This window comes from Sporosarcina sp. P32b, from assembly GCF_002743335.1.
Taxonomy (GTDB): Bacteria; Bacillota; Bacilli; order Bacillales_A; family Planococcaceae; genus Sporosarcina.
The window spans coordinates 111,574-132,563 of the sequence record NZ_PDZB01000002.1; the positions used below are offsets into that span (position 1 = coordinate 111,574).

The 20,990-nt window shown below is 42.8% G+C and carries 18 protein-coding genes; 13 read left to right on the forward strand and 5 right to left on the reverse strand.

Features of this window, described 5'->3' with window-relative positions:
- Window positions 1-24 precede the first annotated feature (24 nt).
- From CSV64_RS02195 to CSV64_RS02205, 3 genes are all read left to right on the forward strand, one after another.
- Window positions 25-1,521, forward strand: coding sequence for a lmo1851 family serine protease (locus tag CSV64_RS02195; protein ID WP_099633424.1), 1,497 nt, complete (start codon window positions 25-27; stop codon window positions 1,519-1,521).
- 64 nt (window positions 1,522-1,585) lie between these two features.
- Window positions 1,586-2,485: a CobW family GTP-binding protein gene (locus CSV64_RS02200; RefSeq protein WP_099633425.1), complete on the forward strand. Its 900-nt coding sequence runs from the start codon at window positions 1,586-1,588 to the stop codon at window positions 2,483-2,485.
- A gap of 178 nt (window positions 2,486-2,663) precedes the next feature.
- Entirely contained in the window at window positions 2,664-3,317 is a 654-nt protein-coding gene (locus CSV64_RS02205; RefSeq protein ID WP_099633426.1) for a CAP domain-containing protein, read from the forward strand.
- 354 nt (window positions 3,318-3,671) lie between these two features.
- Here the strand turns inward: CSV64_RS02205 and CSV64_RS02210 are convergent, their stop codons facing one another.
- Window positions 3,672-5,027, reverse strand: a complete 1,356-nt coding sequence (locus tag CSV64_RS02210) for an MATE family efflux transporter (protein WP_099633427.1) — start codon at window positions 5,025-5,027, stop codon at window positions 3,672-3,674.
- Window positions 5,028-5,112: 85 nt separating this feature from the next.
- Between CSV64_RS02210 and CSV64_RS02215 the strand changes: the two genes are divergently transcribed.
- From CSV64_RS02215 to CSV64_RS02230, 4 genes are all read left to right on the forward strand, one after another.
- Window positions 5,113-6,186: an undecaprenyldiphospho-muramoylpentapeptide beta-N-acetylglucosaminyltransferase gene (locus CSV64_RS02215; protein WP_099633428.1), complete on the forward strand. Its 1,074-nt coding sequence runs from the start codon at window positions 5,113-5,115 to the stop codon at window positions 6,184-6,186.
- Window positions 6,187-6,372: 186 nt separating this feature from the next.
- On the forward strand, window positions 6,373-9,183 hold the full coding sequence (locus tag CSV64_RS02220; RefSeq protein WP_099633429.1) for a 2-oxoglutarate dehydrogenase E1 component: 2,811 nt from the start codon (window positions 6,373-6,375) through the stop codon (window positions 9,181-9,183).
- Between the two features lie 99 nt (window positions 9,184-9,282).
- Entirely contained in the window at window positions 9,283-10,512 is a 1,230-nt protein-coding gene (gene odhB, locus CSV64_RS02225) for a 2-oxoglutarate dehydrogenase complex dihydrolipoyllysine-residue succinyltransferase (RefSeq protein ID WP_085426223.1), read from the forward strand.
- Between the two features lie 63 nt (window positions 10,513-10,575).
- Window positions 10,576-10,773: a DUF6501 family protein gene (locus tag CSV64_RS02230; protein WP_099633430.1), complete on the forward strand. Its 198-nt coding sequence runs from the start codon at window positions 10,576-10,578 to the stop codon at window positions 10,771-10,773.
- Window positions 10,774-11,110: 337 nt separating this feature from the next.
- Here CSV64_RS02230 and CSV64_RS02235 read toward each other — a convergent pair whose 3' ends face one another.
- Window positions 11,111-12,301 carry a toxic anion resistance protein gene (locus CSV64_RS02235; RefSeq protein WP_099633431.1) on the reverse strand — a complete coding sequence of 397 codons (1,191 nt, stop codon included), beginning with the start codon at window positions 12,299-12,301 and terminating at the stop codon, window positions 11,111-11,113.
- On the reverse strand, window positions 12,291-12,950 hold the full coding sequence (locus CSV64_RS02240) for a 5-bromo-4-chloroindolyl phosphate hydrolysis family protein (protein WP_099633432.1): 660 nt from the start codon (window positions 12,948-12,950) through the stop codon (window positions 12,291-12,293). Before CSV64_RS02240 ends, CSV64_RS02235 begins: the two co-directional genes overlap by 11 nt.
- A 234-nt stretch (window positions 12,951-13,184) precedes the next feature.
- Between CSV64_RS02240 and CSV64_RS02245 the strand changes: the two genes are divergently transcribed.
- Window positions 13,185-13,478 carry a DUF1033 family protein gene (locus tag CSV64_RS02245; RefSeq protein ID WP_099633433.1) on the forward strand — a complete coding sequence of 98 codons (294 nt, stop codon included), beginning with the start codon at window positions 13,185-13,187 and terminating at the stop codon, window positions 13,476-13,478.
- A 209-nt stretch (window positions 13,479-13,687) separates the two neighbouring features.
- Window positions 13,688-13,888, forward strand: a complete 201-nt coding sequence (locus CSV64_RS02250) for a cold-shock protein (protein ID WP_085130730.1) — start codon at window positions 13,688-13,690, stop codon at window positions 13,886-13,888.
- Between the two features lie 47 nt (window positions 13,889-13,935).
- On the opposite strand, the gene CSV64_RS02255 is transcribed toward CSV64_RS02250, so the two are convergent.
- Window positions 13,936-14,628, reverse strand: a complete 693-nt coding sequence (locus CSV64_RS02255) for a hypothetical protein (RefSeq protein ID WP_099633434.1) — start codon at window positions 14,626-14,628, stop codon at window positions 13,936-13,938.
- Between the two features lie 365 nt (window positions 14,629-14,993).
- Between CSV64_RS02255 and CSV64_RS02260 the strand changes: the two genes are divergently transcribed.
- On the forward strand, window positions 14,994-15,356 hold the full coding sequence (locus CSV64_RS02260; RefSeq protein ID WP_099633435.1) for a helix-turn-helix domain-containing protein: 363 nt from the start codon (window positions 14,994-14,996) through the stop codon (window positions 15,354-15,356).
- A 165-nt stretch (window positions 15,357-15,521) separates the two neighbouring features.
- On the opposite strand, the gene CSV64_RS02265 is transcribed toward CSV64_RS02260, so the two are convergent.
- Entirely contained in the window at window positions 15,522-17,120 is a 1,599-nt protein-coding gene (locus tag CSV64_RS02265) for an ABC-F family ATP-binding cassette domain-containing protein (protein WP_099633436.1), read from the reverse strand.
- A gap of 150 nt (window positions 17,121-17,270) precedes the next feature.
- Between CSV64_RS02265 and CSV64_RS02270 the strand changes: the two genes are divergently transcribed.
- The 3 genes from CSV64_RS02270 (at window position 17,271) to CSV64_RS02280 (ending at window position 20,750) form a co-directional block, all read left to right on the forward strand.
- Window positions 17,271-18,449, forward strand: coding sequence for an MFS transporter (locus CSV64_RS02270; RefSeq protein WP_233190391.1), 1,179 nt, complete (start codon window positions 17,271-17,273; stop codon window positions 18,447-18,449).
- A gap of 75 nt (window positions 18,450-18,524) precedes the next feature.
- Window positions 18,525-19,481, forward strand: coding sequence for an LCP family protein (locus CSV64_RS02275; RefSeq protein WP_099633437.1), 957 nt, complete (start codon window positions 18,525-18,527; stop codon window positions 19,479-19,481).
- 27 nt (window positions 19,482-19,508) lie between these two features.
- Complete coding sequence (locus CSV64_RS02280) at window positions 19,509-20,750, forward strand: AI-2E family transporter (protein WP_369823482.1); 1,242 nt, start codon at window positions 19,509-19,511, stop codon at window positions 20,748-20,750.
- The last annotated feature ends 240 nt before the right edge of the window (window positions 20,751-20,990 follow it).

The following is a 20,990-nucleotide window of genomic DNA, read 5'->3' on the forward strand; positions in this document are numbered from 1 at the left end:
GGGATATGGAAAGTAGGGAAGACAATGAACGAAAACGATTCGCATGAGAACGAGAAACCTCAACCGGAAGCGCAGAAACCTACTCGCTTTATTCGGATCAAACCGTTTTCTCTGATCATGCTCATTTTTTTCCTTGTACTGGCGACAGCCGCCGTTACCTTCGTTGCACTGACGGTAGGAGACGAAAAAGTAGTAGAAGTCGTCAAACCGAATCAAGTAGGTATGGAACGAAAAGAGTTCAAGAAACTGTATGAGGCATACGATCAACTGAAAGAAAGTTATTTTGACGATGTAGATGATCAAGTTGTCATCGACGGTGCAATCAACGGAATGGTTGATTCATTGGGTGATCCGTACTCCGATTATCTAAATGAAAAAGAAGCCAAGCAATTGAATGAAAGCATATCTTCAAGTTTCGAAGGAATTGGTGCGGAAATTCAAGAGTCAAACGGCTATATTAGTATCGTGTCACCAATCAAAAACTCACCTGCTGAAAAAGCAGGTTTACTACCAAATGATACGGTGCTATCAGTAGACGGCGAAAGCATACAAGGTTTGTCTTCATCGGAAGCAGTATTGCTCATCCGTGGAGAAAAAGGGTCCACTGTGACATTATCTGTTCGACGCGGCGAGAAATCGGATCCGTTTGACGTGAAAATCGTCCGTGACGTGATTCCGATCAATACGGTCTATGCAGAAATGCTCGACGATAACATCGCACATATCAATATCACATCGTTCTCTGAACATACGTATGAAGAATTACTCGAAGCCCTGAATGAAATGACTGATAAAGGCATGGAAGGCGTACTCATTGATGTGCGTCAAAATCCAGGTGGCATCTTAAGCGGTGCAATCGACATTTCCGACTTATTCGTTCCGGATGGCAAAGTTTTATTCCAAACGGAGGAAAAAGGGAAGGCACCGGAAGCGTACCCTTCGTCTGACGGACAGAAAGTAACCGTTCCCGTCGCGTTGATCGTAGATGAGGGCAGTGCGTCCGCGTCTGAGATCTTAGCAGGTGCGTTAAAAGAGTCTGCGGGTATTCCAATTGTCGGCGTGAAGACGTTTGGTAAAGGAACGGTTCAAACACCGACTCAATTACCGGATGGCTCCAACTTGAAATTAACGACAGCGAAATGGCTAACTCCAGACGGCAACTGGATCCACAAAAAAGGGATCGTGCCTGACGTGAAAGTACCGTACCCTTCGTATGCGTCACTTCCTTTCCTAGATTCATCTGAAGAGATGGACGAAGGTCTCGTTTCACCTTCCGTACAAGCGGCAGAAGAGATGTTAGAAGCGGTAGGGTATGACCCAGGAGAAGCAGATGGTCTCTACGACGCAGATACAGCACAAGCCGTTAAAGCGTTGCAGAAAGATCTATCACAAGAGCAGACAGGCATCTTGACTGGCGATACAACAGTCGGCTTAATGCAGAAATTACGGGACAAGATGAAAGAAGATGACCCGCAATTGCTGAAAGCGAAAGAAGTCGTGTTAAAAGAAATTAACTCATAATCAAAGATCCACGCGTCCAGCAATCGTTGGGCGCGTGTTCTCTATGGAAAAGGATGATATAACTATGATCGATGTATATTTACTCAGCGGCTTTCTCGGAAGCGGTAAGACATCACTACTCGTTAATCTGGTAGACCAGGTAAAGAAATCAGGAAGACAACCAGCTGTTCTAATGAATGAATTCGGAGAACTGAATATCGACAGTCAAATCGTCGAGGAAGCAGGAGAGGTTCCGTTAAAGGAATTACTAAACGGCTGTATATGCTGTACGGGTGCGGAATCTACAGAGGCACAATTACAAGGCTTACTAGCAGATTATCCGGAGATTGACGTACTGTTCATTGAAACAACAGGTGCTGCTCACCCTGTAGAAGCGTTAGACGCCGTTTACTCGCCGTTATTCGCAGAGAAACTAGACGTCAAGGGAATTGTTACTGTAGTGGACGCCAAGCGCTGGATCGACCGTGATAAGCTGTCGCCTCGTATACAGGCTTTATTCCTCGAACAAGTTCGCCACGCACACTTCATGGTGCTCAATAAGACGGATTTGCTGACAGACAACCAATTGGCGTTCGTGACGATGCAAGTGACGCAATTTAATAGTTACGCACCGCTCGTCCAGACCGTGAACGCGAAAGTCGATTTCAGCTATATCGAGAAGATGGTCAATGTGGAAGCACCCAAGCAGCCGGTCGCAACAGGTAGTGGATTACCACTTGCATCAAAGGTGTTGGCGTTTGATACACCGATCAACCAACAACATTTTGAAGACTGGGTGCGGACATTACCAGACAGCGTCTACCGGATGAAAGGCTATATCCAACTAGAAGGTTCTCGGTACTCGCATTTATTCCAATATGCATATGGCATGGTCAACTGGATACCTGAATATATGCAAATACCGTCTAAATTAGTGATCATCGGAGAGCAACTCACCGACATTGAATATACGCCAAAAAACTAGTTGTCAATAGCTTTCTATTGTTAATAGTCTTCTCTACTGGATAAGGTTGCTAATTACATCGTTCTCAGACTCTCATTCCATAGCTTTCTAGAGTTCATTGGACAAATTGGTAGGTTTGACCAAAATCTCTCCTTTTCTTTGACGTTATGCTAGGTCACGTAGAAAAGGAGGGACCAAGATGAAAAAACCTTTATCACTCATCTTATTAAGCTCAGCTATTTTATTGCCTACACATGCAGCAGAGGCAAGCACGACAAATCAGGTGAAAACACACACCTATACGTGGAATGTATCGGATCAGCAGGTGTACACGTATTACTTTGGTAACTATCAGTACCAGAAGCCACAACAACGTCCGGTTGCGAAACCGACACCACCTGCACAACAACCAACTCAGCCAAACCAACCAGTGGAGAAACCACAAACAGACAAGCCGGCACAACAAACAGCGAATGTGTCTGCAACAGAGCAAGCCGTACTCGATTTGACGAATGCGGAACGTACGAAGGCAGGACTCAAGCCGTTGCAGATCGATGCAGCCTTGCAAAAGTCCGCAAAGCAGAAATCAGCCGATATGGCAGCGAACAACTATTTCTCTCATACGAGCCCGACATACGGTTCACCGTTTGATCAGATGAAACAGAATGGTGTTACATATAGTTCGGCAGCCGAGAATATCGCGATGGGTCAGCGCAGTGCACAGGATGTCGTGACAGCTTGGATGAATTCAGCTGGACACCGTCAAAATATCCTAACGCCTGGGTTTACGCATATCGGTATCGGTTATGATGCGAATGGACACTATTGGACACAGCAGTTTATACAGAAGTAAAGCTAGTTAGGCTAACGGAGTGATTTCCGTTAGCTTTTTTTAATGGGGAGAGTTAGAGACTGCATGATTTCCGTTGTAGAAGTTCAAGAGAGTAGTTGAGACTGATAGAGATGCGAGGGGTAATGAGCGGATACAGGTTAGTATAGAGCGCTTGACGTGCAGTATGAGCGGTTGTGGACTTTGATAGAGCGGTTGCCTCGTATCATAGAGCACTTCACGTTGACCATAGAGCGGATACAGATGAACTATGAGCGCGTTAGACGAATGAATGAGCATAACTTGCATGGCTCTCATTCACTTCAGACACAAAAAAGGCCAATGGAATCAAAACTCCATCAGCCTGTAACCAACTCATTATTCCACTTCACGATACCTATTCTGTATAAACCGTAACCTAAACGACAGAATCACCGCACCTACCGATAGACCAACTATGAGACCAACCCAGTATCCGTATGCGCCTAGCTCCGTATAGCGGGCGAGTGCGAATCCTGTAGGCAACCCAATGAGCCAGAATGACACGACACCGACTAGGAATGTCATCGTTACGTCCTTGTAGCCACGTAACGCACCTTGGATTGGCGCTTGCACTGCGTCCGATAGCTGGAAGAGTGCGGCATAGATGAAGAAGTGCACGGCTAGTGTAATAATCGCTGTGTCCGTCGTATACATAGAAGCAATCGACTCACGGAACATCAGTAAAATGAATATGGATAAGAAACTGAAAACCACAGCGAACGCTATGCCGAGATACGTATACTCGCGCGCGTCCTTCGTTTTATTCGCACCAATTGATTGACCGACTAGTATCGTTGTACCCATCGAGACGCTTAACGGCACCATATAGAGGAGAGACGTGAAATTGAGCGCGATCTGGTGAGCCGAGATGACTTGTGCGGTATAACTGCTCATTAATAATGTGACGACAGAAAAGATACTCGTTTCTACGAATATGGATAATCCGATCGGCACGCCAATGAGTAAAATTTCTTTCCATTTGCGGAAAGAGATTCGTTGCCATCCACTAAACAGCGTAAACTCTTTAAAGTGGCGGGATGACCAAGCGATTAGCACCGCGATGAAGAACACGAGCCAGTAGGTGAATCCGGATGCATACCCAGCGCCAGCACCACCTAGTTCTGGAAAACCGAAGTTACCGAAAATCAATAAATAGTTCAATGCGATATTAATGGGTGCAGATAACAGAATGATAAACATTGAGACACGGGTTGCACCGAGTGCGTCAAAGAATGAACGCAGAACAGTGTAGGCCATCAACGGCACCAATCCAATGCTCATACCCGTCAGATAGGCGGACGCTACTTCTATTACCGGTGCATCCAGTGGCATTCTCGTAATAGCGGGTAACACGACAAAGTGGATCAACACGAAAATGATTGCTGAAAGAGCGAGAGATACGTATAATGCTTGCTGGACAGTCGGACGGACATCGCTTTTATTCTTCGCACCGATTTGCTGTGCGATAATAGGAGTCAGGCCCATCAGAATTCCCGAAAGGCCGGTATAGACTGGTATCCAGAAGGAACTGCCGATGGTCACGCCTGCTAAGTGGAACGTGTCGTAGCGCCCTGTCATGAGAATATCGAAGAACGACATCAGATAAAGCGCGACTTGCGTAATCACAATGGGAATCATAATCTTAATAAAAATCGATGTTTTTTGTTGCAAAGGTTTCGTTACAGTAGTCATAGTTTTGATTTCCTCTACTAATTTTTTCGTTTTGACTAGTGTAGCATGAAATATAGTAGGCAACGCATAGGGAAGGATGGAATGAATGAAACAACCGGTAGTCGTTTTAACAGGTGGCGGTACAGCAGGACACGTATCCGTCAATCAAGCATTAATTCCTGTATTTTTGGGTAAAGGGTATAGTGTGCATTATATTGGTTCTCATGAAGGTATTGAAAAAGAGTTGATAGGAGAAGGTCATCCGGAAGTGGTCTATCACGCAATACAAAGTGGTAAATTGCGTCGGTATTTCTCAATGAAGAATTTTACGGATCCATTTCGTGTTGGTGCAGGGACGCTACAAGCGCTCGCTATTTTGCGGAAACTGAAGCCGGAGATCATCTTTTCTAAAGGAGGTTTCGTTTCGGTACCCGTTGTCATGGCAGCGAAACTTGCAAATGTACCTGTTGTTGTCCATGAATCAGACGTGACGCCAGGACTTGCGAATAAATTGGCATTGCCGTTCGCATCCCAAATCTTTACTGTCTTTGAACAGACGTTGCAATATGTGCCTACAGCAAAATCTGAATGCACAGGCCCGATTATTCGTCCTGAGCTGTTTATGGGCGATCGGCAAGAGGGATTACGCAGAACAGGTTTGAATTCCGAAAAGCCGGTATTCATTATCATGGGAGGTAGTCAAGGCTCTGCCGTGTTGAATGAAGCGGTGCGCAATGAATTACCCGCGTTGCTACAGAAGTATCAGATCATTCATTTATGTGGTAAAGGGAATGTGGTAGAAGGTCTTTCAGTGGCGGGGTACGTACAGTATGAATATGTCACCGATGAATTGCCTGATTTGCTAGCGGTTGCTGATTATGCGGTTTCGCGTGCGGGGTCGAATGCAATTTTCGAATTGCTTGCGATCCATAAGCCGATGTTGCTTGTTCCGCTTGCCGCCTCAAAGAGCCGTGGTGATCAAATATTGAATGCAGAATACTTCGCTTCTAAGGGATTGGCATTACAAATAGAAGAAGAGCAATTCGAAGTGCAGTCTGTTACAGAACAATTTGATGAACTCGTGAAGGAAAAAAATCGATTGCTGTCGAATATTGAAAAGACGACAGAACCGAAGACACCTGAAAAGATGGCAGAATTGATTTTATCGTTCCAAAAATGAGAATGTACGCGAAGTGCCTAAGAGACGTAGTTTTCAGTATTTTTTAATATATTTCCAAGTACTTTGCAGAAAACTACGCATATTAGGATTAATCCCTTTCAGTTCTAAGGTTTGCGTGCTATTATTGTATAGAAGTAGTTAAAATAAACACAACACGCCGATAGGCAAATGTGGAGGTTATATTACATGTCGAACAATGTGGATTCCCATCGTTCCCCGTATGCTAATTTTTCGGGTCCAAACCTTGGGTATGTAATGGAAATGTACGATCTGTTCAAAACAGATCAAGATGCAGTAGATCCTGATTTAGCAGAGCTATTCAGGAATTTTGGTGCGCCTCAGATGGATGAGTCAGGTCAAGAGGCAGTTATAGCGCAAGGTTCCCAAACGGATTTGCGTAAAGTTCTTGCTGTTTATTCTTTACTTGAAGCTATTCGTTCTTATGGACATCTTGCAGCAGACATTTATCCATTAAACGATCGACCTAAAGATACATCCCGTCTTGAACTGTCATATCATGGATTGACAGAAAGCGATCTGGTCGGATTGCCAGCAACTTTGTTCTTGAAAAATGTTCCAGCGACAGTTGAAAATGGATTAGATGCAATGAATTATTTGAAGTCTCTTTATACAGGCTCCATCGCATATGAATTCTCTCACTTGATCGATGAAACAGAACGTAACTGGATTCAATCAAAAATTGAAAACGGCGACGTACAGTCAAAAATGCAAGAAGACGAGAAAAAACAACTTCTTGAGCGTTTGACGAAAATTGAAGGCTTTGAAAAATTCATTCACCGTACATTCGTAGGAGCGAAACGTTTCTCCATCGAAGGTGTGGACACATTAGTCGTCTTAATTGATGAATTAATGCGTCTTTCCGAAGATGCGAAAATGGAAAAAGTGCTAATCGGCATGGCTCACCGTGGACGTCTGAATGTATTGACGCACAACTTAAACAAACCATACGAAATGATGTTTGCTGAATTCGCAGGCGTACCTGCTTCACCGTTCTTACCAAAAGACGGATCTCTTGAAGTAACGCGCGGCTGGTTCGGTGACGTGAAATACCATATGGGTGCTCTTCATAAAGGTAAGTCTGGGATGAATCGCTTCCTTGCGTATAACCCATCTCACCTAGAAGTAGTAAACCCTGTAATTACGGGTCAGACTCGTGCTGCCCAAGAAAACACGGACAACCCAGGTATTCCACAACAAGATACAAATAAAGCATACGCGATTTTAGTACACGGTGATGCAGCGTTCCCTGGACAAGGTATCGTTCCAGAATCATTTAACTACTCTCGTGTTCGCGGTTTTAGAACAGGTGGATCGGTCCATGTCATTGCCAACAACACGATTGGCTTTACGACGGAATATTATGATTCCCGTTCTACACACTATGCATCTGATCCAGCAAAAGGCTATGAAGTGCCTGTATTCCACGTGAATGCAGATCACCCAGAAGAAGTACTAGCTGTTGCAAAACTGGCATTTGAATATCGCCAGGCGTTCGGCAAAGACGTACTAATCGACTTGATCGGTTACCGTCGTTACGGACACAACGAAATGGATGAGCCACTAGTGACAAATCCAGTGATGTACCACGAAATCCATAAACACCCTACAGTTCGTGAAATTTACGGACAGCGTCTAGTAGAGCAAAAGCTTCTAACAGACGAAGAGGTTAAAGAAATGGACAAGTCGGTGATCGCAACGATGCAAGAAGCGTACGATCACGTAAAAGAAGAATCAGCAGACGCTCCGGAAATTTCTAATGCAACACCGGAAGTGGTACAAGCTGGACTTCCACGTGATCTTGAAACAGGGGTAGCGGAAGATCGCCTTCGTCAAATGAACGATGAGCTATTGACGTATCCAGAAGAATTCACTGTCTTCAATAAATTGGATAAAATCTTGAAGCGTCGCCTAGAGCCGTTTAAAGGTAAAGGGAAAATCGACTGGGCACATGCTGAGCAATTGGCATTCGGTTCAATCATTCAAGACGGTAAGCCAATCCGTATTTCTGGACAAGATATCCAGCGCGGTACATTTGCACAGCGTCATTTAGTATTACATGATGAAAAAACAGGTGAAGAACTTGTTCCATTGCATCATATTAGCGGATCTACTGCTTCATTCGTGGCGTATAACAGCCCACTGTCCGAAGCAGGTATCGTAGGATATGAATTCGGTTATAACTTAGAAGAAGACAAAACGATGTCGATCTGGGAAGCACAATACGGTGACTTCTCAAACATGGCACAAGTCATGTTCGACCAGTTCGTATCTTCAAGTTATTCGAAGTGGGGTCAGCAATCTGGCCTTGTGCTATTGTTGCCACACGCATTTGAAGGACAAGGACCAGAACACTCCAGTTCTCGCATTGAGCGTTTCCTACAACTTTGTGGAGAAAACAACTGGACAGTCGCGAATATCTCCAGTGCAGCAAACTACTTCCACGTATTGCGTCGCCAGTCGAAAATTCTCGGCAGCGAAGCAGAGCGTCCGTTAGTAATTGCAACGCCTAAGTCTTTACTTCGTCACCCACTAGTTGGAGCAGACGTTGAAGACTTAACGGAAGGTCACTTCAAGACAGTTCTTGAGCAACCTGGTACAGGAACTAAACCTGAAAAAGTAAAAAAGATCTTGTTCGCAAGCGGTAAGATGGCAATTGACTTGGCTGAGAAGATCAAAGACGGTGAAGGATTCGACTACTTGCACGTAATCCGTGTAGAGCAGCTATATCCATTCCCATCCGACAAAATCAAAGAAATCGTTGCTCGTTTCCCGAAAGCAAAAGATTTAGTATGGGTTCAGGAAGAGCCGAAGAACATGGGTACATGGTCATTCGCTTATCCGTTCCTAGAAAAACTAGCTGACGGCAAAGACATTTCTTATGTCGGTCGTATTAAACGCTCAAGTCCTTCTGAAGGCGACGGCGCATCTCATAAAAAAGAACAAAACCGAATCATTGAAGAAGCTTTGAAAAAGTGATATAACAAGTAAAGAAGCTTTACAGAAAAAGTTAAAAAACTACTTATACAAAGTAGCTTATCCGTTAAAAAACGGTATACCTACGAGGAGGAATTTATTGTGGCAGAGATCAGAGTACCTGAACTAGCAGAATCAATTACAGAAGGTACAATTGCAAAATGGTTGAAACAACCCGGTGAAAACGTGGATAAAGGTGAATTCATCGTTGAATTGGAAACAGATAAAGTGAACGTCGAAGTCATTTCAGAAGAAGCAGGTGTATTGTCTGAACTATTGGCTGCAGAAGGCGACACAGTTGAAGTTGGCCAAGTAATCGCGATTGTAGGCGAAGGTTCAGGTGCACCGGCACAACAAGCTCCACAAGCAACTGAAGCAGCAGCGCCAGCACCAGCACAAAAAGAAGAAACTCCGGCTCCAGCAGCAGCTGTAGCAGAAGAAACTTCTTCTTCAGACCGCACAATTGCAAGTCCAGCAGCACGCAAGCTTGCACGTGAAAAAGGTATCAATCTTGCTGACGTATCACCTGTTGATCCAATGGGTCGCGTACGCGCACAAGACGTATCTGCTCACAACAACGCTCCAGCACCTGCTGCGGCGGCTCCAGCTCCTAAAGCAGAAGCGAAAGATGATGGCCGTATTACTCGTGAAAAAATGACTCGTCGCCGTCAAACAATCGCTAAGCGTTTGCTTGAAGTTAGACAATCAACAGCAATGTTAACTACATTTAACGAAATTGATATGTCGAAAATGATGGAACTTCGTTCACGCAAAAAAGACCAGTTTTTCGAGCAAAACGATGTACGTCTAGGCTTCATGTCATTCTTCACGAAAGCAGTCGTTGCTGCATTGAAGAAATATCCATACGTTAACGCTGAAATCGATGGCGATGAAATCCTATTGAAGAATTACTTCGATATCGGTATCGCAGTATCTACTGACGGTGGACTAGTTGTACCAAACGTAGTAGACGCAGACCGTAAGAGTTTCGCACAAATCGAAGCATCTATCGGAGAGCTTGCGAAAAAAGCACGCGACAACAAGTTGACATTGGCTGATATGACAGGTGGTTCATTCACAATTACAAACGGTGGAGTATTCGGTTCACTATTGTCTACTCCAATCCTAAACGGTACTCAAGTAGGAATCTTGGGTATGCATACAATTCAGAAGCGTCCAGTAGCTATTGGTGACAATATCGAAATTCGCCCAATGATGTATGTTGCACTTTCTTACGATCACCGTGTAATTGATGGTAAAGATTCTGTAGGATTCTTGAAGATGGTTAAAGAGTTGCTTGAAAACCCTGAAGACCTTCTACTAGGTTCTTAATTAACACAATCCAAGCGACCCGCTAATCAGCGGGTCGTTTTTATTTGGGAAAGGAGAGATTTTATGTCATATTTACAATGGCTAGATGAGCCTACATTGAAGACGGTGACGTGTACGCATACCGATGCAGCGAAATTTTCCGTTAGTAATATGCTAATGGTAGGGAAGTCGTATGAAGTGAAGAATGAGACCGAGGAGTTTATCTTTGTGGTAGACAACTCCGGCAAGGTCGGCGGCTTTTATAAGACGTATTTTGAGTGATTGCTAGGTGAATAAATAGTAGGAAGTGTAGAGACGATTCTTAATTGAATCGTCTTCTTTATGTTTGGGATGGGTAGCGCGGGAACTATTGTAGTTTGAAGTTTTAAACTTGAATAACTGGTGAGAACTGTGCGGCTTACGCTCAATAATTCGTCTACGTGCTCATAATTCATGCGTATTCGCTCTATGGTCACTGCCAACCGCTCTATTAGGTGCCATATCCGATCATACGATACGCTAAGCGCTCTATCGCTGATTGTATCCGCTCATTGTCCGCAGACTCACTAGCGGTCCTGACCTATATCTTGAAATTACACCAACAAAAAAACCGTCTCTCTTATGAGGGACGGTTTTGTGATTCTTCATATACAGCGAGTAAACGTGTCTTCAGATCTTGTTCCATTCTAGCGATCTCAGTCTCGGCAGCTTTGCGTTTCGCGCGGCCATCTGCTTGGATCAGCAACGTTTCTTCGATCGTCTGGATCAAGTTCTCTTGTGTTGTTTTCAATGTATCGATCTCAATAATACCTTTTTCGTTTTCTTTAGCTGTCTCAATGCTATTCACTTTCAACATTTCGGAGTTACGAAGCAATAAATCGTTCGTCGTCTTCGTGACGAGCTTCTGTGACTCCACAGCCTTTTGCTGACGGTTGAGTGTCAAAGCAATCGCAATCTGGTTCTTCCAAAGTGGAATCGCCGTCATAATGGAAGCCTGGATCTTTTCAGCCAGTGTTTGGTTCGTTTGTTGGATCATCCGAATCTGCGGAGCACTCTGAATCGTGATCTGGCGTGATAATTGCAAGTCATACAGGCGTTTTTCTAAACGATCCACAAATTGTGCCATATCATTGACTTCTTGAACCATCATTTGATCATCCGATTGTTGTGCTTTTTTATGCAGTTCTGGAATAATTGTACTATTGATTTCATCAATCTTTAATTCAGCTGCTGCGATATAGACGTTCAATGCTTGGAAGTAAGTTTTATTTTGCTCATACAAATTGTCCAGCATGCGGACGTCTTCCATTAAGCCTCGTTTGGAATGCTCTAGTTGAACGCTTATTTTATCGACTTGTGTGCCGAGTTTTTCGTATTTTGTCATGATTTCTTTAATCGGGCGAGTGGCTTTGTTAAATAAACGACTAAGGCCGGATTTCTTTTTATCCGAAAGATCATCTGTATCGATTTCGGATAGTTTGGCCATTAATTCATTCAGTACATCGCCGACAGGGCCTATATCTTTGCCTTGAACATGATCCAGCATTTTGTGAGAGAAGTTGGATAGTTCGTTTTGCGCATTGGCTCCGTAGGAAATGACGGCTTCGTAATTACCGACAGGAATCTGTGAAGCCAATTGTCTTGCTTTATCCTGTTCTTCAGGTGTTAATCGATCAATTAATTTAGTAGGTGCAGCTGTGTCCGACAGCGAATTTTCCATCTCTTTCGGAAGCAAACTAGCATCCATGTCGAATGGATTGTCGAGCAAATCGTCCACTGATTTTTCTTGTAGTGTGTTTTTATCTGTCATTGGAATGTTCCCCTTTCGATTCGAGCAACGGTTTGTTTCGCTTGAGTGTAATATCGACGTAATCAATTTCCATTCGAAGTTGTTCCAAATCAGTTGATACAGCGTTACGTAAATCTTGTTCCATTTCGAGACTCAAATCGGATAATGTCTCGCGTGTATGTTGTAACGCGATCTTGATTTCCTGGTCTTTTAATGGTTGGTTCACGAGTAGGCTATACTTCGATGTTAATTCTACGACGGAATCAAGGTGGGCATAAAAAAAGCTTTCGACTTGATAGAACTTTCTCGGATTGGACTGGACGATCTTGATGATGCGTCTAGCCATCGAAGACATATCGTACACTTGTCTGAATGCTTGGATTGAACGGACTTGTCCGTACATATTTCCAAGCTGCTTTAGCTTACGTTTAGATTCATTCAGTTGTTGTTCAATATGTTTATATTCAGAGCGCGCCATTCCAAATTGTTTTAGTGTGGAGCGTAACTGCAGTTCTTTAATCGCCACGTTGCCTCCTGCATACAGTGCAATCCCGATTGCGGAACCTAGGAAAAAGTTGATACTAGTACCGCCAATTAGGATAACCCATGTCAAGAAACTAGTCGGAGCCATAATTACATGTCGTGTGAAGAAGTTTTTTATATTATTCATGATGGTTCAGGCCGCCTTCCATTCTGACTCTATATAATACTTACGGATTAACAGCGAAAAGGTTTCATTTATCGTGCAGACAGTAAGGTTACTGGAGCCTATCTCAATTATAGCCGAAAATGGCCAAAAACTCATATATTACGCAACATGAATCAATTTACTTTGATTAGCGAGTTGAATTTGCTAGAATGAATATCATTCCTGCATAGCGCAAGGTAAAGGAGTGCTTACTGAATGTATGAAGTGGTGTACATGAAGGCGGACTTTGAGCCGTGGTGGATGTTTGAAGAGTGGAGAGACTACAGTGTCTCATCCAAAACATTTACGAATAAAATCGATACAGAAACATATATTAAAGAAGTAATCGGGAAAATGGAACCGTATTTTGAGCATTACGAAGTACGGAAAGGCTGCTTTCACGCGTTTTGGACCACATCTGAAAAACACTATTGTGAAGGCTGTGAAGGAGACTTGCAATTGTATCACGGCATTATTGTGTTGTTAGACGGGGAACCAAACATATCGTAAGAACATTCTGTAAAAATGTATTTATCAATTGACAATTCAGACCAATATGTTATACTAAACGTAAGTAAATTAATCGAACGACCGTATGCTAAGTGATTCACCTATTACAAAAGGGATCGGCGTCGTCGGCAACTTTTGTAATACGTGAATTTTTTTGTATGCTAAGGTTCGTGTATTAAAGTATTTATATTTTTTTTGGAGGTAATCGAATGAAACAAGGTACAGTGAAATGGTTTAACTCAGAAAAGGGCTTCGGTTTTATCGAAGTTGACGGAGAAGAAGACATCTTTGTGCACTTCTCAGCAATCCAAGGCGACGGATTCAAATCTCTTGACGAAGGTCAGCAGGTTGAATTTGAAGTTGTCGAAGGTAACCGTGGTCTACAAGCAGCTAACGTTGTTAAAATCTAAACCACTAGAAAAGGCGCCCATTGTGGCGCCTTTTTATTTGCAAAAAATTAAGGTTGTGTCACAGTTTCTAGACTAGATGTAACGACGAATTCATCTTCGCCTTCCATAGACATTGTCGACTCACGTTTTACTTCCCCAAAATCCTTCACAAGATAGATCCTGTTGACGAAGTCTTTACCGACTTGCTCAATTACGACCGCATCTTCGAACTGCTGATAGGGCGTTTCCACTGAGGCGTTCATCTCAACAATCTTCCAGTCGTCAAATGTCGTCCCCACTTCAATAGGACCTTTCAAATACGTTCGAATCGGATTCATAGATTCTAGTTCTTCGGTCGGCGGAACACCAGCATCTAAATCGATATGTTCTTCCTGTAATACTTGAATTTCATCTCCATTGACTTTATACACTTTTTGAACAAATGCACCACCGTTGTTTTCGTGAATTACGACATAGTCTTGTGCAGGCCTCGCTACAGTAATATCTAGTTCAGCAAATTCATTCCCGACGCCTTTATAATGCGCGCTTGAACCATCTGGAAGAAAGTAATCCAGTAGGGCTACATCGGTCAGATTCGCATCCTTGTCGTCATTTTGCTGTTCTGACTTGTCACCGTTCGTTCCTTCTTGGTTTGTCTTAGCAGAGTCAGTCTTACCATCAATAGACGTAGCAGGCTTATTTGAGCATCCAGCGAGCACGAGAAGCAGTGCAGCCATCAGAAACCATAGATTGCGTTTCATAATGAAAAACCTCCTTTTACTTTCTGTTATTCCCTTAATAGTGGAAGCTATTCATAGCGAATAAAAAATAAGGTAGTGCAATCGATTTGTAAATCGCATCGATCGAGTGGACACTCAAAACATCTTGTACATTTAATTCGATTTCTAACCAGAAAGATTCAGTATAGATCTCTATTTTTATTGTGAAAAGTCTCAAAGTATATGATTTATTTACGAGTATCCAAACAAATCCATCTATAAACATATTATATAGTTCTAACGAAACCTGGTTCCAAATAATCCCTGTTTCCTACTTTAATCCTCGCATCTCATTATTTGGTATACTATACATAATGCACGTACAGCAATCAAGGAGGGGAAGAACAATGAAGAGTACATTTGTAATTCGTCAGAGAGCCTTTTTAAAGCTCTATATGCTCAACAAGGCAGAAGAAGGGAACTTGTATGGCTTACAAATATTAGATGACCTTCTAGATCATTTCAGAGACCTTGGGTATCGTCCGACTAAGTCTGAAGTATACAAGTCTCTACATGACTTACTCAACGACGGTCTTATCGTCAGACATCCAATCCATAAGCAGGGGACAGAGATGCAGACACTTTACATCTACCGCATTGGTGATAAGGAGAAGGTCAAAGCTTATAAAGATACGATAAAGTTTGAGATTGATCGATCTATCTCATTACTTAATAGAGCACTGCAAGACAATTATTCGCAGAAGAGATAATAAAAGCGGTGCGGTTTCGGCTATTTTTTTAGCCGCTGAAGATTGCGATTACAGCCAATCGACGGTTCTTATACATTACTTAAGGTTATCACCAAGTAACACCAATCTCAAAAAAACTCCCCTAGAAGTAAAATCTTCTAGGGGAGTCTCTATAGTAAATATCAATTAAGCTTTCTGACCTTTCCATTCCAAGTACTCGTCGTATGACATCGACTTATCAAAGATTGTTCCGTCGTCATTGATTTCGATTACACGATTAGCAATTGTCTGGATGAACTGATGGTCATGAGATGTGAAGATCATAGCGCCTTTGAATGCGATTAAACCATTGTTAAGTGCTTGGATAGACTCCAAGTCCAAGTGGTTTGTCGGCTCGTCAAACAGTAAGACGTTTGCGCTTGTTAGCATCATTTTCGATAGCATACAACGAACTTTTTCTCCACCTGATAACACACTCGGGCTTTTCTTAACTTCTTCACCTGAGAACAACATACGTCCAAGGAATCCACGCAAGAATGTTTCCGTTTCATCTTCAGGAGAATATTGACGTAACCACTCAACTAGCGACTCTTCGTCTCCTTCGAAGTATTCGGAGTTATCCATAGGGAAGTAAGCTTTTGTTGTTGTTACGCCCCATTTGATCGTACCTGAATCTGGCTCGATTATTCCATCCAACATATCAAGTAACGCTGATTTCGCAAGCGGGTTACCGATCAAGACAATTTTATCCTCTTTATCAAGTGAGAATGACGCATCTTTGATCATCGTTTTGCCATCTACTGTTTTGGTAACGTCTTTAACAGATACTACATCATTACCGATTTCACGGCCCATTGTAAAGTTGACGAATGGATAACGACGAGAAGATGGCTTGATGTCATCCAACTCAATTTTTTCCAACGTCTTTTTACGGGAAGTAGCTTGTTTAGATTTTGAAGCGTTGGCACTAAAACGTGCGATAAACGCTTGTAATTCCTGAACTTTTTCTTCTTTTTTCTTGTTTGACTCTTGAGATAGTTTCAATGCCAATTGGCTAGACTCATACCAGAAGTCGTAGTTACCAGCGTAGATCTGAATTTTACTGAAATCTAGATCTGCGATGTGCGTACATACTTTGTTCAAGAAGTAACGGTCATGGGAAACTACGATGACTGTGTTTTGGAAGTTGATCAAGAATTCTTCCAACCAACGAATGGCTTTTGTGTCCAAGTTGTTTGTCGGCTCATCCAGTAATAGTACGTCCGGCTTGCCGAACAACGCTTGTGCAAGCAATACTTTTACCTTATTCGAACCATCAAGTTCCGCCATTTTGGAATGGTGCATACTTTCAGGAACGCCTAGACCTTGAAGGAGAACAGAAGCTTCAGATTCTGCTTCCCATCCATTCATATCTGCGAATTCGCCTTCGAGTTCAGCTGCACGCATGCCGTCTTCATCAGAGAAATCTTCCTTCATATAAATAGCGTCTTTTTCTTTCATTACTTCATACAGCTCTTTATGGCCCATGATGACAAGATCCATTACTTCAAATTCTTCGTATTCAAAGTGGTTCTGCTTCAAGACAGCCATACGCTCGTCTTTTCCAAGAATAACATTACCTGTTTGGGGTTCAAGTTCACCTGACACAATTTTAACAAATGTTGATTTACCAGCGCCGTTCGCTCCAATTAATCCATAGCAATTGCCTGGATTGAACTGTATATTGACGTCTTCGAAAAGCTTGCGATCGCCGAAGCGAAGACTTAAATTACTAACTGCTAACATAAATAATATCCTCCTAATTTCACAATGTTCCTAGTATACATTAAAATTACGTGAAATGGAATGTTTGAACTAGTACTGTTTACAATTTTGATTTACGATATAATGAAGATAGATGTTATATATGTATTATATCTAAAAGGAGTCATTGTATTGCGCTCTAAAACAACTCAAGGTCTACTATTATTTGCGATTTTCATAGTCGCGCTCAACTTACGCCCGGCGATTACTTCCATCGGGCCGATGCTAGACATCATACGTGATGATCTGTTGTTGTCGAACACGCAAGTTAGTCTCCTGACCGTTATTCCGGTGATCTGCATGGGTATCTTCGCGATGCTGGCACCGATACTGAATAAAGCAATCGGCTTGAATAAAACGATGTACTTGATGTTGGTGTTACTTGCTGTAGCAACGGGCGCGCGTTTTGCTGTTACTTCGTTCAGTATCTTATTATTGACAGCTTTTCTTGCAGGTGTGGCGATTGCTGTCATTGGACCGTTATTATCTGCACTGATCAAACAATACTTCCCGATGCATGTTGCTGTTGTCGTAGGAATTTATTCATTCGGCATGGGTATGGGAGCGACGCTGAGTACAGGATTGACAGGTGTCTTTTATGAAAAAGCCCATTCCTACTCATTCGCACTTGCGGTTTGGGCAGGCATTGCGGTTCTTGGCATCCTGGCGTGGGCTATCACCGCCGCGCATCCGATCCAAGTGAAGCAAGTGACAGAGCAAACTATGCAAAAGGGGAAGAATCCTTGGCGCAGTAAACAGGCATGGAGCTTTCTGATCTTCTTTGGTTTACAGACCGCGCTTTTCTTTTCCGTTTTAACTTACCTCGTTCCCATCGCGGTATCGAATGGCATGACACTTCTACAAGCGGGGACATTGCTAAGTGGGATGACGATTGTACAGATTTTTATGAATATCGGCTTTCCTATTGTTTTACAGAAGTTTACTAGTAGAACGCCGGCACTTGTCGGTATTCTTGCACTCGGTATTGTCTCGATCGGGTTAATGTGGACAGCCGATCCGCTGTGGTTTGCTGTGGGTGTTCTCGTCATGGGAATTCCGCTCGGTGGATTATTCCCAATCTGCTTACTGATGCCGATGGACGCGACAGATACTGCCGAAGAAACGAATTCCTGGACTGCAATGATGCAGACAGGCGGATTTATCATCGGTGGGATCTTGCCGTTACTTATCGCTTCCTTATATGACTACACTGAAAATCATTACGTGACATTGTTCGTATTTCTTGTTTTATTTGTGGCTATGCTAGTGCTAGCGTTGCAAATAGGTCGATCCGCCAAGCAAAGCTCGTGACTGGACGCAACCCCTTGTGAACAGAAACGTCCTGATTAACAGGATACACACGGATAATGGAGGAATGAATGCCACATGGACGAACACTTCGACGAACAACAGCCGCATCGTAGAAAAAAGAAGCGTAAATTACGCGTTGGCAGAGTTTTTATGACAGTACTATTGCTTTTCACGGTAACGATATCAGCTTATAGTTACTTTCAATATAAACAAGGTAAGGCTTTGACAGCAGGTAGTAAGATTGATCCAGGAGAATTTCAAGGTGATTTGCTGAGTCCACAAGATCCGACGACAGAAAATTATCTACTGCTCGGCATCGATAATGACGGCTCTGGAAAATATCGTACCGACACCATGATGGTGCTGTCTTGGGATCAAACCGCTGGAACCGCGCATTTGATTTCATTCATGCGAGATATTTATGCACAAATTCCAGGGTACCAATCGTACAAACTGAATACCGCATACTACTTAGGCGGAGTCCAAACTGCGAAAGAAACGATTTCGGGGATGTTCAATATTCCGATTCATCACTATGCAGTCGTCGATTTCGATAATTTCGAATCGATTATGGATATTACGTTTCCAAAAGGTCTAGAAATGAATGTGAAGAATGAAATGTCTGAGAAAATTGGTGTCACGCTAAAACCAGGCGTACAAAAGTTGAATGGTAAAGAACTACTCGGCTATGCACGATTCCGCGCAGATGATGAAGGCGACTTTGGACGAGTCAATCGTCAGCAGGAAGTGATTGAAGCAGTGAAGGACGAGTTGTTTAGCGTATCAACTGTTTTACAAGCTCCAAAAGTAGCCGGTGCACTCGATAACTTCATTGAAACAGATCTCACGACGAAGGACGAGCTCACTAAAGTACTGACAGTTATCGCAAAACGTAAACTAGATCTGCAGACTTTGCGTATTCCAGTTGAGGACAGTTATTCCTTTACTTCGTATAGCCATGCAGGATCTGTAATTGATATTGATTTAGATAAAAACAGAGAAGCGATCCGTTCATTTTTAGCAGCACCGTAATGGATCGAATAAAGGGGGAGTGAAACGTTGAGGCAGCCACCAAAAAAGTCTTCTTTACGAGATTTCTGGTCTATTCCTTCGACGTCACCAATTGTCGGATTTCTCGGTGGTCAATCTACATTGTTTGTACTGCTTTGTTTATTGTTCATTGGATTGATCATCTTGGTCTTCACTCAAGTTTCATTTATTTTCTATCCGATTCACGTATTTTTCTCCACGGTCGTTTTACCGGTAGTACTCGCGACCATTTTATATTACTTAATGCGTCCAATTCTTCGTTTTTTGGAAGAACGTTTACGTATACCACGCGTCTATGGGATTTTGATCATCTTATTGGCAACTGCTGGTTTACTAACATTAGTGATTTTCTTAGTATTACCGTTCCTGCGTTTGCAGACGATCAATTTATTCGATGAATTTCCTTCGTATTTCAAACAGTTGATTTTGGATACGGATAACTTTTTCCGAAATTCTATATTTGCCCCAGTCTATGAAGGATTCAACTTTAATGTCAATACGTTTCTCGATTCCGGTTTTGAAAGTATTGGCAAGTTCTTCACTGAGACAATCGGCGGTATTGCATCAGGCGTTACATCATTCGTTTCTGCGCTTACGGGAATTATATTGAGCATTGTGACTGTCCCGCTCATTCTGTTTTATTTACTGAAAGACGGCGAGAAGTTACCACAAATGATTTTACGTATGTTGCCACCACGTATGCGTGACGGAGCATCTATTATCTTCCGCGATGCGGATAGGCAAATAAGTGCGTATATTCAAGGGCAGATTTTAGTTGCGATTGCGATTGGAATTATGGTATCAATTGGCTTCCTAATTATTAAAATGAAGTATGCGTTACTGCTCGGGGTACTTGCGATGTTCACGAGTATCGTGCCGTATCTCGGTCCGGTGATTGCGATCACGCCAGCTGCAATTATTGCGATGGTCACATCACCATTCATGCTCGTAAAGCTAGCGATTGTATGGACGATTGTGCAAGTGATCGAAGGGAAATTTATTTCACCACAGATCATGGGGAAGTCGCTGCATATTCACCCGATTACGATTATCTTCGTCTTATTGACAGCCGGCTCACTATTTGGCGTCGCTGGAGTGATTCTCGGGATTCCGGCGTACGCGTTGCTGAAAGTGGTCGCGACTCATGTATTTTATTTGTTCACGTTGCGATATAATCGCTTTGAGACGCAAGAAGAGATGTATTATGAAACGGATTCAATTGAAGAGTATTATGACAATGATAGAGAGTAACCCGCCTGTAGTTTAAGGTGGGTTACTTTTTTTATGAAGTTGTTGTGGGAGTATGAAAGTTCGGGATTTCATTGAAATGAATGCTAGACGTGGTGATGCTTGAGATTTTTAAGTTCAAAATTATAGAGACTCGAAGGCTAATGAGCGGATATTGGTCTTGATAGAGCAGTTAAGTTAAAAGTATGAGCGATTACGGATCGTGATAGAGCGGTTGACGATGAACATAGGGCGGATACGCAT

Excerpts from the sequence above, each read along its gene's own strand:
- CSV64_RS02220 (WP_099633429.1), top strand. The coding sequence starts at position 6,373 with ATGTCGAACAATGTGGATTCCCATCGTTCCCCGTATGCTAATTTTTCG.
- CSV64_RS02275 (WP_099633437.1), top strand. The coding sequence starts at position 18,525 with ATGGACGAACACTTCGACGAACAACAGCCGCATCGTAGAAAAAAGAAG.
- CSV64_RS02195 (WP_099633424.1), top strand. The coding sequence starts at position 25 with ATGAACGAAAACGATTCGCATGAGAACGAGAAACCTCAACCGGAAGCG.
- CSV64_RS02215 (WP_099633428.1), top strand. The coding sequence starts at position 5,113 with ATGAAACAACCGGTAGTCGTTTTAACAGGTGGCGGTACAGCAGGACAC.
- CSV64_RS02255 (WP_099633434.1), bottom strand. The coding sequence starts at position 14,628 with ATGAAACGCAATCTATGGTTTCTGATGGCTGCACTGCTTCTCGTGCTC.
- CSV64_RS02230 (WP_099633430.1), top strand. The coding sequence starts at position 10,576 with ATGTCATATTTACAATGGCTAGATGAGCCTACATTGAAGACGGTGACG.
- CSV64_RS02245 (WP_099633433.1), top strand. The coding sequence starts at position 13,185 with ATGTATGAAGTGGTGTACATGAAGGCGGACTTTGAGCCGTGGTGGATG.
- CSV64_RS02235 (WP_099633431.1), bottom strand. The coding sequence starts at position 12,301 with ATGACAGATAAAAACACACTACAAGAAAAATCAGTGGACGATTTGCTC.
- CSV64_RS02240 (WP_099633432.1), bottom strand. The coding sequence starts at position 12,950 with ATGAATAATATAAAAAACTTCTTCACACGACATGTAATTATGGCTCCG.
- CSV64_RS02250 (WP_085130730.1), top strand. The coding sequence starts at position 13,688 with ATGAAACAAGGTACAGTGAAATGGTTTAACTCAGAAAAGGGCTTCGGT.
- CSV64_RS02260 (WP_099633435.1), top strand. The coding sequence starts at position 14,994 with ATGAAGAGTACATTTGTAATTCGTCAGAGAGCCTTTTTAAAGCTCTAT.
- CSV64_RS02205 (WP_099633426.1), top strand. The coding sequence starts at position 2,664 with ATGAAAAAACCTTTATCACTCATCTTATTAAGCTCAGCTATTTTATTG.
- CSV64_RS02210 (WP_099633427.1), bottom strand. The coding sequence starts at position 5,027 with ATGACTACTGTAACGAAACCTTTGCAACAAAAAACATCGATTTTTATT.
- CSV64_RS02200 (WP_099633425.1), top strand. The coding sequence starts at position 1,586 with ATGATCGATGTATATTTACTCAGCGGCTTTCTCGGAAGCGGTAAGACA.
- CSV64_RS02265 (WP_099633436.1), bottom strand. The coding sequence starts at position 17,120 with ATGTTAGCAGTTAGTAATTTAAGTCTTCGCTTCGGCGATCGCAAGCTT.